Source organism: Salinicola acroporae, from assembly GCF_003206615.1.
Taxonomy (GTDB): domain Bacteria; phylum Pseudomonadota; class Gammaproteobacteria; order Pseudomonadales; family Halomonadaceae; genus Salinicola; species Salinicola acroporae.
Window position 1 is genome coordinate 160,156 of record NZ_PZJW01000007.1, and the last position, 13,765, is coordinate 173,920.

The 13,765-nt window shown below is 64.4% G+C and carries 14 protein-coding genes; 3 read left to right on the forward strand and 11 right to left on the reverse strand.

What is annotated here, in order from left to right; translation table 11 throughout:
* Nucleotides 1-200 precede the first annotated feature (200 nt).
* The 3 genes from DOM54_RS13495 to DOM54_RS13505 all read left to right on the forward strand — a co-directional run bounded on the left by DOM54_RS13495 (nt 201) and on the right by DOM54_RS13505 (nt 2,727).
* A complete protein-coding gene (locus DOM54_RS13495) occupies nt 201-968 on the forward strand; it encodes an SDR family NAD(P)-dependent oxidoreductase (RefSeq protein WP_110716838.1) in 768 nt (255 codons plus the stop codon).
* 102 nt (nt 969-1,070) lie between these two features.
* Nucleotides 1,071-1,985: a DMT family transporter gene (locus DOM54_RS13500; RefSeq protein WP_110716839.1), complete on the forward strand. Its 915-nt coding sequence runs from the start codon at nt 1,071-1,073 to the stop codon at nt 1,983-1,985.
* An 85-nt stretch (nt 1,986-2,070) separates the two neighbouring features.
* Nucleotides 2,071-2,727: an epoxyqueuosine reductase QueH gene (locus tag DOM54_RS13505; protein ID WP_110716919.1), complete on the forward strand. Its 657-nt coding sequence runs from the start codon at nt 2,071-2,073 to the stop codon at nt 2,725-2,727.
* Nucleotides 2,728-2,750: 23 nt separating this feature from the next.
* Here the strand turns inward: DOM54_RS13505 and DOM54_RS13510 are convergent, their stop codons facing one another.
* From DOM54_RS13510 to nrdR, 11 genes are all read right to left on the reverse strand, one after another.
* The gene (locus DOM54_RS13510; protein ID WP_110716840.1) at nt 2,751-3,368 is read right to left on the reverse strand and encodes a LysE family translocator; all 618 of its coding nucleotides are present in this window, start codon (nt 3,366-3,368) and stop codon (nt 2,751-2,753) included.
* Between the two features lie 127 nt (nt 3,369-3,495).
* On the reverse strand, nt 3,496-3,699 hold the full coding sequence (locus tag DOM54_RS20085; RefSeq protein WP_110603008.1) for a hypothetical protein: 204 nt from the start codon (nt 3,697-3,699) through the stop codon (nt 3,496-3,498).
* A gap of 89 nt (nt 3,700-3,788) precedes the next feature.
* Nucleotides 3,789-6,215, reverse strand: coding sequence for an endopeptidase La (gene lon, locus DOM54_RS13515; protein WP_110716920.1), 2,427 nt, complete (start codon nt 6,213-6,215; stop codon nt 3,789-3,791).
* Between the two features lie 149 nt (nt 6,216-6,364).
* Nucleotides 6,365-7,690 (reverse strand): DUF945 family protein, encoded by a 1,326-nt coding sequence (locus DOM54_RS13520; protein ID WP_110716841.1) that lies wholly within the window; start codon nt 7,688-7,690, stop codon nt 6,365-6,367.
* 278 nt (nt 7,691-7,968) lie between these two features.
* Nucleotides 7,969-8,442, reverse strand: coding sequence for a phosphatidylglycerophosphatase A family protein (locus tag DOM54_RS13525; protein WP_110603005.1), 474 nt, complete (start codon nt 8,440-8,442; stop codon nt 7,969-7,971).
* Nucleotides 8,439-9,410 (reverse strand): thiamine-phosphate kinase, encoded by a 972-nt coding sequence (gene thiL / locus DOM54_RS13530; protein ID WP_110716842.1) that lies wholly within the window; start codon nt 9,408-9,410, stop codon nt 8,439-8,441. Before thiL ends, DOM54_RS13525 begins: the two co-directional genes overlap by 4 nt.
* A gap of 1 nt (nt 9,411) precedes the next feature.
* Nucleotides 9,412-9,912: a transcription antitermination factor NusB gene (nusB, locus tag DOM54_RS13535; protein WP_110603001.1), complete on the reverse strand. Its 501-nt coding sequence runs from the start codon at nt 9,910-9,912 to the stop codon at nt 9,412-9,414.
* Nucleotides 9,909-10,391 carry a 6,7-dimethyl-8-ribityllumazine synthase gene (ribH, locus tag DOM54_RS13540; protein ID WP_110709533.1) on the reverse strand — a complete coding sequence of 161 codons (483 nt, stop codon included), beginning with the start codon at nt 10,389-10,391 and terminating at the stop codon, nt 9,909-9,911. The genes nusB and ribH overlap by 4 nt, the downstream gene beginning before the upstream one ends.
* A 170-nt stretch (nt 10,392-10,561) precedes the next feature.
* Nucleotides 10,562-11,695, reverse strand: a complete 1,134-nt coding sequence (ribBA, locus tag DOM54_RS13545; protein WP_110716843.1) for a bifunctional 3,4-dihydroxy-2-butanone-4-phosphate synthase/GTP cyclohydrolase II — start codon at nt 11,693-11,695, stop codon at nt 10,562-10,564.
* Nucleotides 11,696-11,837: 142 nt separating this feature from the next.
* On the reverse strand, nt 11,838-12,986 hold the full coding sequence (ribD, locus tag DOM54_RS13550; protein WP_110716844.1) for a bifunctional diaminohydroxyphosphoribosylaminopyrimidine deaminase/5-amino-6-(5-phosphoribosylamino)uracil reductase RibD: 1,149 nt from the start codon (nt 12,984-12,986) through the stop codon (nt 11,838-11,840).
* Nucleotides 12,987-13,045: 59 nt separating this feature from the next.
* Entirely contained in the window at nt 13,046-13,534 is a 489-nt protein-coding gene (gene nrdR / locus DOM54_RS13555) for a transcriptional regulator NrdR (RefSeq protein WP_110716845.1), read from the reverse strand.
* Nucleotides 13,535-13,765: the final 231 nt, after the last annotated feature.

Sequence of the window (13,765 nt, forward strand, 5' to 3'; positions counted from 1 at the left end):
AACAACATCGCAACGAAAACCGTGCCGCGACACTGGGAATCACTCGTTTTTACACAAACGTCCTGATGATGTCGCCATGCAACGACGCTCGGGCACTGCCCTGACGGGGTCATCGGCACACCCACGCCCTGCCCCATGCTTCGGCGTCTTGCCCGGGATTCCCTTGCCACGCCCCAAACTCATCTCGATCAGGAGTCACCATGAATCAGCAATCCCCCGTCGCGTTCATCACCGGAGCCACCTCGGGGTTCGGGCGTGCCTGCGCTCACCGCTTTGCCAAAGCCGGCTGGGCGCTGGTACTCAGCGGTCGTCGCCAGGAGCGTCTGGAAGCGGTCAAACGCGAGTTGGAAAGCCAGGTCCCGGTTCACGTCGCCACCTTGGACGTGCGCGACCGGGATGCGGTCGCTCGGGTGGTCGAGGAGCTGCCATCGGATTTCAAGGCGGTGAAGGTACTGGTCAACAATGCCGGACTGGCGCTGGGTGCCGGCCCGGCCCAGGAGGCCAGCCTGGACGACTGGCAGACGGTCATCGACACCAACATCACCGGCCTGGTCAACGTGACGCGCACGCTGCTGCCGACGCTGATCGATGTCGGCCGCGGCGCGGCCATCATCAATATCAGCTCCACCGCGGCGTTATGGCCCTATTCCGGCAGCCATGTCTATGGCGCCTCCAAGGCGTTCGTCAATCAGTTCTCCTACAACCTGCGCTGCGATCTCAAGGGCACCGGCGTTCGCGTCACCGATATCGCCCCCGGCATGTCGGAAACCGAGTTCACGCTGGTCCGGATGAAGGGCGACCAGAGCGCTCATGACAAGCTCTACGGCGGCGTTGAGCCGATCCAGCCGGAAGATGTCGCCGAGCAGGTGTTCCTGGCCGCGACGCTGCCACCACATCTCAACATCAACCGTCTTGAACTGATGCCGGTGTGCCAGTCCTGGGCCGGTCTATCGGTGGATCGAGGCTGAGACACCCAGCCGCGAAAAGCCCGACACGGCCGTCCCCTTCCGGGGACGGCCGATGGCGCGGGCTTGCGTGCCACGTTGCCACCACTTCCATATGGGATCGACATGACTGAACGCTCCACGGCGGAGGCGTCCGTTCGCGGGCATCAGCCCCTCTGGCTCGCGACGGCGCCGGGGCTCTTCCTGCTGTTGTGGTCACTGGGATTCCCGGTTGCCAAGATCGGCACGCAGCATGTCGACCCGCTGCTGTTCCTGGGACTTCGTTTCATGCTGGTGCTGCTGATCATGTTGCCGGTCTGGCTATGGCTGCGCCCACCGATGCCGACCCGACTCGGCGCCTGGGGCCATCAGGCGATGGTCGGCTTCCTGATCCAGACCATCTACTTCGGCTGCTGCTACAGCGCCTTTGCCCTCGGCAGTTCCGCCGGCGTGGTGGCGCTGATCGTGTCGCTGCAGCCGATACTGGTCGCCCTGGCGGCTCCGACCATGGTGGGAGAAACCATCGGCAAGCGGCGCTGGATCGGCTTTGTGCTGGGCTTCGTGGGCGCCGTGGTGGTCATCGTCGGTCGCTCCACCGTGGAAGGCACGACGGCCGGCGGCTTGCTGCTGGCCTTGGCCGCCCTGTTGGGAATGAGCGGTGCGACCCTCTACGAGAAGCGCTTTGGCGAGCCGCTCCACCCGATCAGCGCCAATCTCATCCAGTATCTGACCGGTTTGATCACGACCCTGCCGCTGATCGCGCTCTTCAGCCACTTCACGCTCGAGCTGAACGGCGCACTGATCGGATCGCTGGCCTACCTGGTCATCGGCAATTCATTGATTGCCATCTCGCTGCTGCTGGCGATGATCCGTCGCGGCGAGGCCTCCCGGGTATCCGCCCTGTTCTACTTGGTGCCGCCCTGCGCGGCACTGTTTTCATGGTGGCTGATCGACGAAGCCATGCCCCCTGTTGCCTGGCTGGGCATGGCCATCGCCGCCGCTGGGGTGGCCCTGGTCAGTGGCCGGCGTCAACGCCGCTGAAGGGACTCGACGTTGACGACACCAAGCTCGCGACGCAACATGAACGGTGATTCAGCAATCGCTTCACGACCGGGCCAATTCCACCATGTCCACCGCCGACGAGCGCCAGACGCTCCACCTGCCCCAAGGGCACGCCAAGCTGCTGCTTCACTCCTGCTGCGCCCCCTGCTCGGGGGAGGTCATGGAAGCGCTGCACGCCTCCGGCATTGACTACGCGATCTTCTTCTACAACCCGAATATCCACCCCGAGAAGGAGTACCTGCTGCGCAAGGAGGAGAACATCCGCTTCGCCGAGCAGCACGGCATCGAGTTCATCGATGCCGACTACGATACCGACAACTGGTTCGCCCGCGCCAAGGGAATGGAGTATGAGCCGGAGCGCGGCATTCGTTGCACCATGTGCTTCGACATGCGTTTCGAACGTACGGCACTCTACGCCAAGGAGCACGGCTATACACTGATTTCCAGCTCGCTCGGCATCTCGCGCTGGAAGGACATGAACCAGATCAACGACTGCGGTCACCGCGCCGCGGCGCCTTACGAGGGGATCGAGTACTGGGATTACAACTGGCGCAAGAAAGGTGGCTCGAAACGCATGATCGAGATCAGCAAGCGCGAACGTTTCTACCAGCAGGAGTATTGCGGCTGCGTCTACTCGCTACGCGACTCCAACCTCCACCGCAAGGCCCAGGGCCGCGACCTGATCAAGCTCGGCGTACAGTACTACGGCGACGACGAGTGACGAGGGCCAGGTAGCCCTCTCCGTCAACTTTTCGCTATCAGTAGCGCGCCAGCGCCGATCATCAGCGATCCGGCGCTCCGGTTCAATCGGCGCTGCGCGCGGGGCGAACGCAAGGCTCGCCGCGCTCTGGCCGCACTGGCAGCGATCAGGCAGAGCCCTGCCATCAAGCCAGCGACCGTCAGCACGATCAACAGCGCCAGGGCGGAACCGCCGAGCCGCTCGAGGTCGACGAACGTGGGTAAAAAAGCGATATAGAACAGGATCACCTTGGGATTCGAGGCAGAGATAAGAAATCCCTGCGCGCCCCCGGCCAGATTGCCCCCCGACTGACCGGGCGACGCCACCTCGGCGCTTTGCACCGGCGCTCTCCACAACTTCCAACCGAGATAGAAAAGATATAGCGCCCCCAGGATCCGGATCACGCCGAAGACTTCCCCCCAGTGCTCGGCGATGGTGGCCAAGCCGAAGGTCGCGAGCAGCAGATAGAGCACGTCGCTGAGTATCATGCCCGCCGCCATCGACAGGCATCGACGAAAGCCCGCGTTCATGCCCGTGGCGATCAGCGCGAACACGCCCGGACCCGGCGTGATGGCGAACAGGAAAATGGCCAGCAGGTAGGTGACGGCACTTTCGAGAGACATGGCGTGGACCCACAATCGAGGCGATGAAGCGCGATTGTCGGCCTGACGCCCCTGCAGCGCAACCCGTCAACGCAAGCGGCGGCGCATGATGCGCCGCCGCTTGTGACCGGTCGAGACAGCGAATGCCTCAGCAGTTCCCTTTTTTCGCCTGCCCCGGCGGACAGAAGTCACCGTCGCCGTGACGATGATCACCGTCACCAATGATTACCGCGGGCTCGGACTCGATGCGTGCCGGATGGTAACTGCAGGCACTCAGCATCACCATCGCCAACACCGCCCAAGTCGCCATGATCAACCAGCGCGATCGTTGTATTGCCTTGTCGTTTACCACGTCATGCTCCTCGTTCCTTCGCCGATCGTCACGCCGGCGTCACCGTCAGCATACCATGACGCCCTTTTGCGGCATGCCAGAGGCCAATCTCAACGCCCGAACACGACCTTGGCGACATCCTGGTAGACCTTGGCGAAATGCACGGTCATTCCCGCCTTGAGATAGTCCGGCAACTCGTCGTAATCGCGCTTGTTGGCCTCAGGCAGGATCAGTTCGAAGATGTCGCTGCGCCGGGCAGCGATCACCTTCTCGCGGATGCCGCCGACCGGAAGCACCTGCCCGGTCAGGGTCAGCTCGCCGGTCATCGCCAGCGGCCTGTCGATGCTCTGGTTCCGGGCCAGCGACATCAGCGCCGTGGTCATGGTCACGCCCGCCGAAGGGCCATCCTTGGGCGTGGCACCCTCTGGCACATGGAGATGGACGAAGGCGTCGTTGAAGAAGTCGGCGTCGGCGCCGTACTCACCCAGGTGGCCCAGGGTGTAGCTGTAGGCGATATTGGCCGACTCCTGCATCACCTCACCCAGCTTGCCGGTGAGCTTGAAGCCACGTGTCAGCGCATGCACCTTGGTCGCTTCGATCGGCAGCGTGGCACCGCCCATCGCGGTCCAGGCCAGTCCGGTGACCACGCCGACGCCCTTGAGCACCTTCTCCTTGCGGAACAGCGGCGCGCCAAGGAACTCCTCCAGGTTGTTGACCGAGACCTTGACCGTCTCCTGGTTCTGCTCGAGCATCTTGACCGCCGCCTTGCGCACGATGCGGTGGAGCTGCTTCTCGAGCTGGCGTACGCCCGCCTCGCGGGCGTAGCCTTCGATCACCTGCTTGAGCGCGGCGTCGGTCAGGTTGATGCGTTTCTTGGGGATAAGATCGCGCTTGAGCAGTTTTGGCCACAGATGGTGCTTGGCGATCGCCATCTTCTCTTCGGCGATGTATCCCGACAGCCGAATCTGCTCCATGCGGTCGAGCAGCGGCCCCGGAATGGTGTCGAGCTGGTTGGCGGTACAGACGAACAGCACCTTGGAGAGATCCAGGCGCACGTCGAGATAGTGATCGAGGAAATCGACATTCTGCTCGGGGTCGAGCACCTCCAGCAGCGCCGAGGCCGGATCGCCCTGGAACGACTGCCCCATCTTGTCGATCTCGTCGAGCATGATCACCGGGTTCTCGACCTCCACCTCCTTGAGCGCCTGCACCAGCTTGCCCGGCATGGCACCGATATAGGTCCGGCGATGGCCCTTGATCTCCGCCTCGTCGCGCATGCCGCCCACCGAGAAACGGTAGAACTTGCGCCCCAGGGCATCGGCGATCGACCGGCCGACAGAGGTCTTGCCCACCCCGGGAGGGCCGACCAGCAGCACGATGGAGCCGCCCACGTCGCCCTTGAACGAACCTTCCGCCAGGAACTCGATGATGCGCTCCTTGACGTCGTTCAACCCGTCGTGATCGCGATCGAGCACACCGCGAGCCCGCTTGAGATCGAGCTGGTCCTCCGAAGTGATCCCCCAGGGGAGTGCCGTCAGCCAGTCGAGATAGTTGCGGGTGGTGCCATATTCCGGCGAGCCGGTCTCCAGCACCGATAGCTTGTTCAGCTCGTCGTCGATGCGTTCCTGAACCCGCTCTGGCACCCGCAGTGTCTCGAGACGGCCGCGAAAGGTATCGACATCGCTCTCGCGATCGTCCTTGGAGATGCCGAGCTCTTTCTGGATCACCTTGAGCTGCTCGCGAAGGAAGAACTCGCGCTGGCGCTCCTGCATCTGCGAGTTGACCTGCTCGCTGATCTGGTTCTGCAACTGGGCGACCTCGATCTCCTTGCGCAGCAGCGGCAGCACCTTCTGCATCCGGTCCATGATCGGCAGGGTCTCGAGCACGTTCTGCAGCTCCTTGCCCTTGGCGGAGGTGATGGCTGCGGCGAAGTCGGTCAACGGCCCCGGCTCGTGCGGGCTGAAGCGGTTGAGATAACTCTTCAACTCCTCGCCGTAGAGCGGGTTGATGGGGAGCAGTTCCTTGATCCCGTTGATCAGTGACATCGCGTAGGCACGCGCTTCCTCCGCTTCCGCATCGACCGGCTCGCGAGGATAGGAGACCTCCACCAGGTAGGGCGGTGTCTTCGACAGCCAGCGGTGAATACGAAAGCGCCGCATCCCCTGAGCGATGAACTGAATCTGCTGCTCCTCGGTCTGGTTGCGATGCACCTTCACCGCCGTGCCGATCTCCGGGAAGCTGCCGGGGTTCAGTTCGTCCATGCCCACGTCGCCGACGAACGCCACGCCCACCATGTGATGAGGGGTATTGGCGACGCGCTTCATGGTCTCCTCCCAGCGCTGGCGCTGGATGATCAGCGGCTGCACCTGAGCGGGGAAGAAAGGCCGGTTGTGGATGGGGAGGAGGTAGATCCGTTCCGGCAGATAATCACCGGAAGGGACGACGGCACCGGCGGCGTGCTGCGACTTGGGGTCGTCTCCAGGAGCGGTTTGGCTGGCTTCGAAGTAATCCGTGGCGTCGCGGTCGTGTTCGCTCATCATTCACCCTGAGTTCGAGGCCAAAGCTGGCCGAATGACCAAGGGATGTGGGCACCGGGGCGGGAGTTCAAGTCAGCGACTGGAGATCGCCGTGGAAATCATCGGGCCGCGCCCGCAAGCGCGACCCCTTCAGGCGCCCGAAAACGACGTCAGTTCGCGTCGTTCGCCGGCGGCAACAGCGGTATCCGCTGACCATCGATATCGAGAATGCCATCCGCCAGTTCGACCTGCAGCGGGTCGCTGCCCAGCGGCAGGCCGAGCGTCATCAGCAGCACTGCCGGCGCGCCCTCAAGAGTCAGACGGCCCTGCAGACGGCGCACGAACTCGCTCTCCAGCGACGCGTCGCTCATCGTCTCGGGATCCCAGTCTTCGATGCCGGCGCCGTCGAGACTGAGCTCTCCTTCACCGCGCATCTTCATGCCCAGCATCGGGCTGTCAGCGTCCAGATTCTCCAGCGACAGGCGTGGCGATCCCGCGAGCAGCGCCTGAATCGACGGTTGCAGCGGCGCCAACGCGGACTCCAGGGCCCGGTCGTCGTCAGCGTCGGCTGCGGCCTGTATCTCGGTCAGATTCTCTTCCAGCGCCTTCGTCAATGCCCGATAGGCGTCACCATCGATCCGATCCAGCGCCAGCGTAAAGCCGCCGCTGAAAACCGATTGATCATGGATTCGGGTATCGCCCAGATCGGCTTTCAGTTGCATCGTCAACTGATCGGCGTCGAGCGCCGCCTTCACCGTGTAGCCGATATCCCGGGTGATCACGCTGGGGCTGCCGCTGGGCGTGACCGTCGTGGTCGGGAACGTCAGCGCCATTTGCTGGCGGAAAGCCTGGTCGTCGCCCTCGAACGTTCCGGAAACCGTCGCCCCCTCGATCAGGACATCGGCCTGGTCGTCGGTCAGTCTTAGCCGCGGCACCGCGCCTTTCAACGTGACACGATCGTCGACCTGCTCGAGGTCGAGCGTCGATTCGGCAGACTCCAGTTGCATGTCGCGAGCCGGCGTCATCTCCCCCGCGACTTCTCGCGCCGGCACGGTGACCGTCTGCGAGAAACTCGGTAGGATGAAGTGGCCCTCCAGCTTCTGTTCGCGGGTCAGGAAGCGCCCACTCCAGGTCATCGGCCCCTGGCTCTCGAGGACGTCGCCGAACAGCAACCGGCCGTCGCCGTCCGTCACCTGGGTTTCGCCATCCAGCGTCGTCTCGAGCAGGCCATGATTCGCCCGATACGGGATCTCGATGGAGACGGCATTCGCGTCCCGCGCTACCGCCACGTAGCGGGCCTCGATGCGGCCGGAGGAGTGAAACCAGCCGCTGTCGACATCCTCGCGCGAGACGTTCCAGTCGGGGCGAGCGTCAAGCCGCGCGACCAGCTTGTCCATCTCGCTATCGAAGCGCTGGCTGGAATAGGCCTGAGCCCCCAGGTAACCGCCGCCAGCCAACACGATCACGACCGCTCCTGCGATCATCCATTTACGCATGCACTGCTCCAGACGTTGACGATAGAAATGCGGTTAGGAGAACACGGCATCAATGCCTGCTCGGGCGAATCGCTACGGGGTACTGGGACGCCAGTCCGATCGACACTTGCCCAACGCCATGTCGTGACTCGTGCTCCATGTCCCTTGCGCCTTGCGCTTCACCTTGCTCGTCGTCGTACTCGACGCTTGCCGGGAGCCCCAATAATGCGACCTTCCCGGGCGACGTCTCGGGCCCCTGTCAGCGACTGACCTTGTTCTCGTGATTCGTGATTCGCGGCTCAATGCAGCCAGAACCAGAGGTGCATCGTGCTCCAGGCATACACGCCGGCAAGGATATCGTCGAACATGATGCCGATCCCCCCGGCGACCCGGCGGTCCACCCACCGAATCGGCCAGGGCTTGAGGATATCGAAGACCCGGAACACCACGAATCCCCACAGCGCGGCCTCCCAGGAAAACGGAACCGCCGCCATCGTGAGCCAGTAGCCCACGAACTCGTCCCAAACGATACCCGAGTGATCGTGCACCCCGAGATCGCGGGAGGTCGTTTCGCAGAGCCAGATCCCGACCAGCGTCGCCACGCCCATCAGCCCCATGTAGATCGCCAGCGGCAGGCCCGACATCAACCAGTAGAAGGGTATTGCCGCCAGCGTCCCGAAAGTCCCGGGGGCGAACGGCACGGCACCACTGCCCAGCCCGAAGGCCAGGAAATGGGTCGGTCGGCGCCAGACACTCGCGGGAGCCCGGTTCATGAGAGAACCTCCGGAAAGTGATCCCAACCCTGACGCTCGAGATAGCGGGAGTCGATGCCGTGAATGCCTTCGGCATCGACAATTCGCCCGATCGGCGTCAACGGCAGGTGGAGCGACGACAGACGGCGCTGCGCCTCGGCAAGATCTGCGGCAGCCACCGTTACCAGCAGCTCGTAGTCATCGCCACCATTGAGCACTCGCTGCCGCACCTCGTCCAGCTCCAGCGTCGCGCGTAGCGGCGTCGCCAGCGGCAACGCCTCGAGGTCGAGCCGGGCGCCTAGCCCGGAGGCGGAGAGCAGATGCTGGAGATCCGCCAGCAAGCCGTCGGAGATATCGATGGCGCTGGTGGCCAGCCCTCTCAGCAACGCCCCCGCCGACAGCCGAGGCTCGGGACGCAGATACGCCTCGAGCAGAGGATGCTCCGGGTTGCGCTCACCCTGCTGCCAGCGTGCAAGCCCTTCGGCCGCCCGTCCCGGATAGCCGGTCACCGCGACCAGGTCGCCTTCACGGGCTCCGCGACGCTGCAGCGCCTGCCCGGCCGGAACTTCGCCGTGGACCGTCACACCGATCGTCAGCGCACCGCGAGTGACATCGCCGCCGACCAGCTCGCAGCCGCTGCGTTCGGCCAATTCGCGGAAGCCGTCGGCGAAGGCCTCGAGCCACGCCGGATCGGCCGCGGGAAGCGTCAGCGCTAGGCAGCACCAGCGGGCTCTCGCGCCCATCGCGGCAAGATCGCTCAAGGCCACGGCCAGGGCGCGATGGCCGATGGCAGCAGGCGGTGCATCATGGGGGAAATGGATGTCGACCACAGAGGTATCGACGCTGACCGCCAGCTGCTGCCCCGGGGAGAGTGCCAGCACGGCGCAGTCGTCGCCGTTGCCGACGACGACATCGCTACGCCCGGCTGTCGCGGGCCGCGACAGGTAGCGAGCGATCAGGTCGAATTCGCTCAAGGAGGTGCGACTCATGTCAACGACGGCGTGCAGCGACCTCGGCACCCCGCAGCCGCGAGGCGAGCTTGTCGAGTATGCCGTTGACGTATTTGTGGCCGTCGGTGGCGCCGAATATCTTGGCCAGCTCCACCCCTTCGTTGATCACGGCCCGGTAGGGCACCTCGGGACGGCGCGACAACTCGTATGTGCCGAGGCGCAGAATCGCCAGTTCGATGCGGTCCAGATCCTCCAGGCGCCGATCGAGCAGCGGCGCAATCGCTGCGTCCAGCTCCGCGCGGTTGTTGGCCGTGTTGTGGAGCAGGTCGTGGAACAGCGCCTTGTCGGCAATCTCCATGACCTTGTGCCAGTTCTCGTGATCCTCAAGATCCTCATCGGCGATCTGGGAACGGAACTCGGCCTCGACGGCCGTGATCGACTTGCCGGTCATCTGCCACTGATAAAGCCCTTGGACGGCAAGCTCTCGGGCGGCGCGGCGGGATTCCTGGGCCGGCGTCGGCTGACGTGACGGTGAACTCATGCCTCGCCTCCCAGCCGCTTGAACAGCGAGACCATTTCCATCGCCGCCATGGCCGCCTCGGTGCCTTTGTTGCCAGCCTTGGTGCCGGCACGCTCGACGGCCTGGTCGATCGAGTTGACCGTCAGCACGCCATTGGCAATGGGGGTCGCGAACTCCAATTGCAGGCTGCTCAACGACGAGTTGCAGTTGCCCGCGACATACTCGAAGTGCGGCGTGCCGCCACGGATCACCGCGCCCAGCGCGACGACGGCATCGGGCCGGGAAACCTGGAGTACGCGCTTGACCGCCAACGGCAGCTCCCAGGCGCCGGGGACATGGATCAGCTCGATGTTCTCTTCACTGACGCCATGCCGCGTCAGGCTGTCGACGGCGCCCTCGACGAGGCTGTCGACGACATGGTGATTGAAGCGGCCCACGACGATGGCGTAACGGCCATCGACATCGGTGAACTGACCTTCCAGTTGCGCGATCGGTTGCATTGTCGGGTTCCGGATACACTGCGTCAGGTTCGTCATTCACTCGAACCTGAACGCGATAAAACAGACTGATTGGCCGGCGCCAGAACCTAGCGCTCGGCGCGCGAAGCCGGCCATCTTATCATGGCCGCGCGGCCATACCACGCTCACACGAGCGGTGACTCGAATCCAGGTCAGGCGTCGCCGCTGACCAGCTCGACCACCTCGAGATCGAAACCGGAGAGCGCCGAGAAGCGCCACGGCGAGCTCAACAGTCGCATCTTGCCGACACCGAGCTGACGCAGAATCTGCGCCCCGGTACCGATGGAGAGAAAATTCCCCGCCCCGTCGGTGGCGCTGTTGCGCGGCGACGCTCCCCGCCCCAGGACATCGTCGAGCTGCTGCTTGAAGTCGCCAAGCGGGCGCGCATCATCCAGCAGCACGAACACGCCCGACTCCGCCCGGCCGATCTCGGCCAGTGCCGTGTGGGCGGTCCAGTGGCTGTCCGCACGGCATAGCGCCAGTAGATCGCGGAGCGTATCGCCGCCATGCACCCGCACCGTGGTCGGCGTGTGCCGGGAGGGCTGCCCCTTGACCAGTGCCAGGTGATGCCTGTCCTGAACGTTGTCGTGGAAGACATGCATCGTCATGTCGCCGAAAGCCGTTCGCACCGGCATCTGCTCGATGGCATCGACGGTGCGCTCGTTGAGCATGCGATAGTGGATCAGATCGGCAATGGTGCCGATCTTGATGTCGTGTTCCGCCGCGAACCGCTCCAGCTCGGGCCGCCGCGCCATGGTACCGTCGTCGTTCATGATCTCGCAGATCACGCCCGTCGCTTCGAAACCGGCCATGGCCGCCAGATCGCAGGCCGCCTCGGTGTGGCCGGCACGCCGAAGCACGCCCCCCGGCTCCGCCATCAGCGGGAAGATATGCCCCGGCTGCACGATGTCTTCCGGCTTGGCGCCACGGGCCGCCGCGGCCCTGACCGTCAGGGCGCGGTCCGCCGCAGAGATGCCGGTGGAGACCCCTCTGGCAGCCTCGATGGAGACAGTGAACTTGGTACCGTAGCCGGAGCCGTTGTCGCTGACCATCAGCGGCAGCTTCAACTGCTGGCAACGTGATCTCGACATCGGCTGGCAGATCAGGCCGCGAGCATGGCGGGCCATGAAATTGATGTGGCTGGCCTCGACACACTCGGCCGCCATGATGATGTCGCCCTCGTTCTCGCGATCCTCGTCATCCATCAGGATGACCATCCTGCCCTGCCGGATCTCTTCCAGCAGCACATCGATGCCGGCCAACTGATTCGATTGCGCTGTCGTCATTGATGATTCGTCCAATGAAACCGCCGTCTACTGAAACCACCAAGGGTCGATGCGGCACAGCCTACCTGTCGCGGGACGCGGACGCTACTGTCGGGTACTGGTGACACAGCGTGCGCCTGACGACGCCGCCATTCCGCCAGGCTCAGCGCTCCTTGAGCGGGCGTGCAGAGATGCGCCAGTCGTCACCCAGCGCCCGGATATCGTCGATCTTCAGCCGCCGCTGCTGGCTCATTGTCGCCAGCCCCGGCAACGCGAACAGCGGACGCGCCTCACTGCCCAGCAGCGTGGCCGCCATGAACAGTTCGAGCCGGTCGACGCAATCGGCCTCGAGCAGCGCACCGGCCAGCGTGGCACCGGTCTCGACCAGCACCTCGTTGCAAGCTTCCTGGGTGGCGAGGTAACGCAGCAGGGCGCTAAACTCCACGCGCCCCTCGGCATTGGCCGGCATCACCACCACTTCGGCGCCAGTGGCCTCGAGCCGGCGGCGCCGCTCGCTCACCTCGGCCTGGACCGTGACCACCAGCGTTCGCCCGGGCTCGCTCAGGCACGCCGCGGCCAACGGCATGCGCAGGTGACTATCCAGGACCACCCGCAACGGCTGGCGGCGGGCGATGGATTCGGCATCGTCCAGGCCGAGCTGCCCGGCACGCACCGTTAACCGGGAGTCGTCGAAGATGATCGACTCGACGCCGGTCAGAACCGCGCTGGACTCGGCCCGTAGTCGTTGAACCTGTCGCCGCGCGGCCGGACCGGTGATCCACTGGGACTCCCCGTCCGCCATCGCCGTTCGGCCGTCCAGACTCATCGCCATCTTCAACGTGACTCTCGGCATCCCTTCACGCATGCGGCGGATGAAGCCGGGATTGAGCCGGCTGGCGGCCTCTTCACGCAGCCCCACGGCGACTTCGACGCCCGCATCGCGCAGCATCGCGAAACCCCGGCCCGATACCTGCGGGTTGGGATCTTCCATCGCCGCGACGACCCGGGGCACGCCCGCCTCGATCAAGGCCAGGCTGCAAGGTCCGGTACGGCCGGTATGCGAACAGGGCTCGAGGGTGACGTAGGCGGTCGCTCCTCGAGCTGCCTCGCCGGCCATCCGCAGCGCGTTGATCTCGGCGTGAGGCTCGCCGGCACGGACGTGAAAGCCTTCCCCGACGATCCGGCCGTCCTTGACCAGCACGCAGCCGACCCGAGGATTGGGATCACAGCTGTAGCGGCCCTGCCAGGCAAGCTGGATCGCCCGGTCCATGCAGGATGCCTGAGAGATGGTTTCGAGGGCAGATGAGGACATGAGGGCTCGCTCGATGGGAGGGAAAGCGAGGAGACGATAGCGACGGGACAGGCGCCGACTCAGCCCCGGTCGCCCTCGTCACCCGATGGAAGGCTCGGCTCTTGGGACAACCGGTCGATCTCGGCACGAAATTCGTCGAGGTCCTGGAAACGGCGATAGACGGAGGCGAAACGAATGTAAGCCACGTGATCGAGACGTTGCAGTGTCTCCATCACTTCCTCACCCACGTCTCGCGCCTCCACTTCACGGTCGCCTCTGGCGCGCAACCGCTGGCGAATCCGTTCCACCGCCGCCTCGAACGACTCCACGCTGACGGGACGCTTCTCCAGCGCGCGCGCCATGCCCGCACGCATCTTCTGCTCGTCGAAGCTCTCGCGGGAGCCATCGGACTTGACCACCCGGGGCATCACCAGCTCGGCGGTTTCGTAGGTCGTGAAGCGTTCTCCACACTCCGCGCACTGACGACGACGCCGCACCTGATCTCCCTCGGCCACCAGCCGGGAGTCGGTCACCTTGGTATCGTGCGTACCACAGAAAGGGCAATGCATCGTCGGGGTCTACCTGTCAGCGTGGGCGATGAGTGTGATCGCCCCTCTTGTTGATGAATGCGGTAACGGTGCCGTATGAGAAAACAGAGTGTACCGGTTTGGGCAACATAGCGGAAACACGCGGAAAAGCCTTGGCGATTTTGATGTTGGCCCATCTTCTGCAAGGATGTTGTGACAATCCTTAACAACGAAGCCTCGAACCCCAGGCCGCGTACGTCAACCGCAGACACC

Excerpts from the sequence above, each read along its gene's own strand:
- lon (WP_110716920.1), bottom strand. The coding sequence starts at position 6,215 with ATGAGCGAACACGACCGCGACGCCACGGATTACTTCGAAGCCAGCCAA.
- nusB (WP_110603001.1), bottom strand. The coding sequence starts at position 9,912 with ATGAGTTCACCGTCACGTCAGCCGACGCCGGCCCAGGAATCCCGCCGC.
- ribH (WP_110709533.1), bottom strand. The coding sequence starts at position 10,391 with ATGCAACCGATCGCGCAACTGGAAGGTCAGTTCACCGATGTCGATGGC.
- DOM54_RS13510 (WP_110716840.1), bottom strand. The coding sequence starts at position 3,368 with ATGTCTCTCGAAAGTGCCGTCACCTACCTGCTGGCCATTTTCCTGTTC.
- ribD (WP_110716844.1), bottom strand. The coding sequence starts at position 12,986 with ATGTCCTCATCTGCCCTCGAAACCATCTCTCAGGCATCCTGCATGGAC.
- ribBA (WP_110716843.1), bottom strand. The coding sequence starts at position 11,695 with ATGACGACAGCGCAATCGAATCAGTTGGCCGGCATCGATGTGCTGCTG.
- DOM54_RS13525 (WP_110603005.1), bottom strand. The coding sequence starts at position 8,442 with ATGAACCGGGCTCCCGCGAGTGTCTGGCGCCGACCGACCCATTTCCTG.
- DOM54_RS13495 (WP_110716838.1), top strand. The coding sequence starts at position 201 with ATGAATCAGCAATCCCCCGTCGCGTTCATCACCGGAGCCACCTCGGGG.
- DOM54_RS13505 (WP_110716919.1), top strand. The coding sequence starts at position 2,071 with ATGTCCACCGCCGACGAGCGCCAGACGCTCCACCTGCCCCAAGGGCAC.
- DOM54_RS13500 (WP_110716839.1), top strand. The coding sequence starts at position 1,071 with ATGACTGAACGCTCCACGGCGGAGGCGTCCGTTCGCGGGCATCAGCCC.
- thiL (WP_110716842.1), bottom strand. The coding sequence starts at position 9,410 with ATGAGTCGCACCTCCTTGAGCGAATTCGACCTGATCGCTCGCTACCTG.
- nrdR (WP_110716845.1), bottom strand. The coding sequence starts at position 13,534 with ATGCATTGCCCTTTCTGTGGTACGCACGATACCAAGGTGACCGACTCC.
- DOM54_RS13520 (WP_110716841.1), bottom strand. The coding sequence starts at position 7,690 with ATGCGTAAATGGATGATCGCAGGAGCGGTCGTGATCGTGTTGGCTGGC.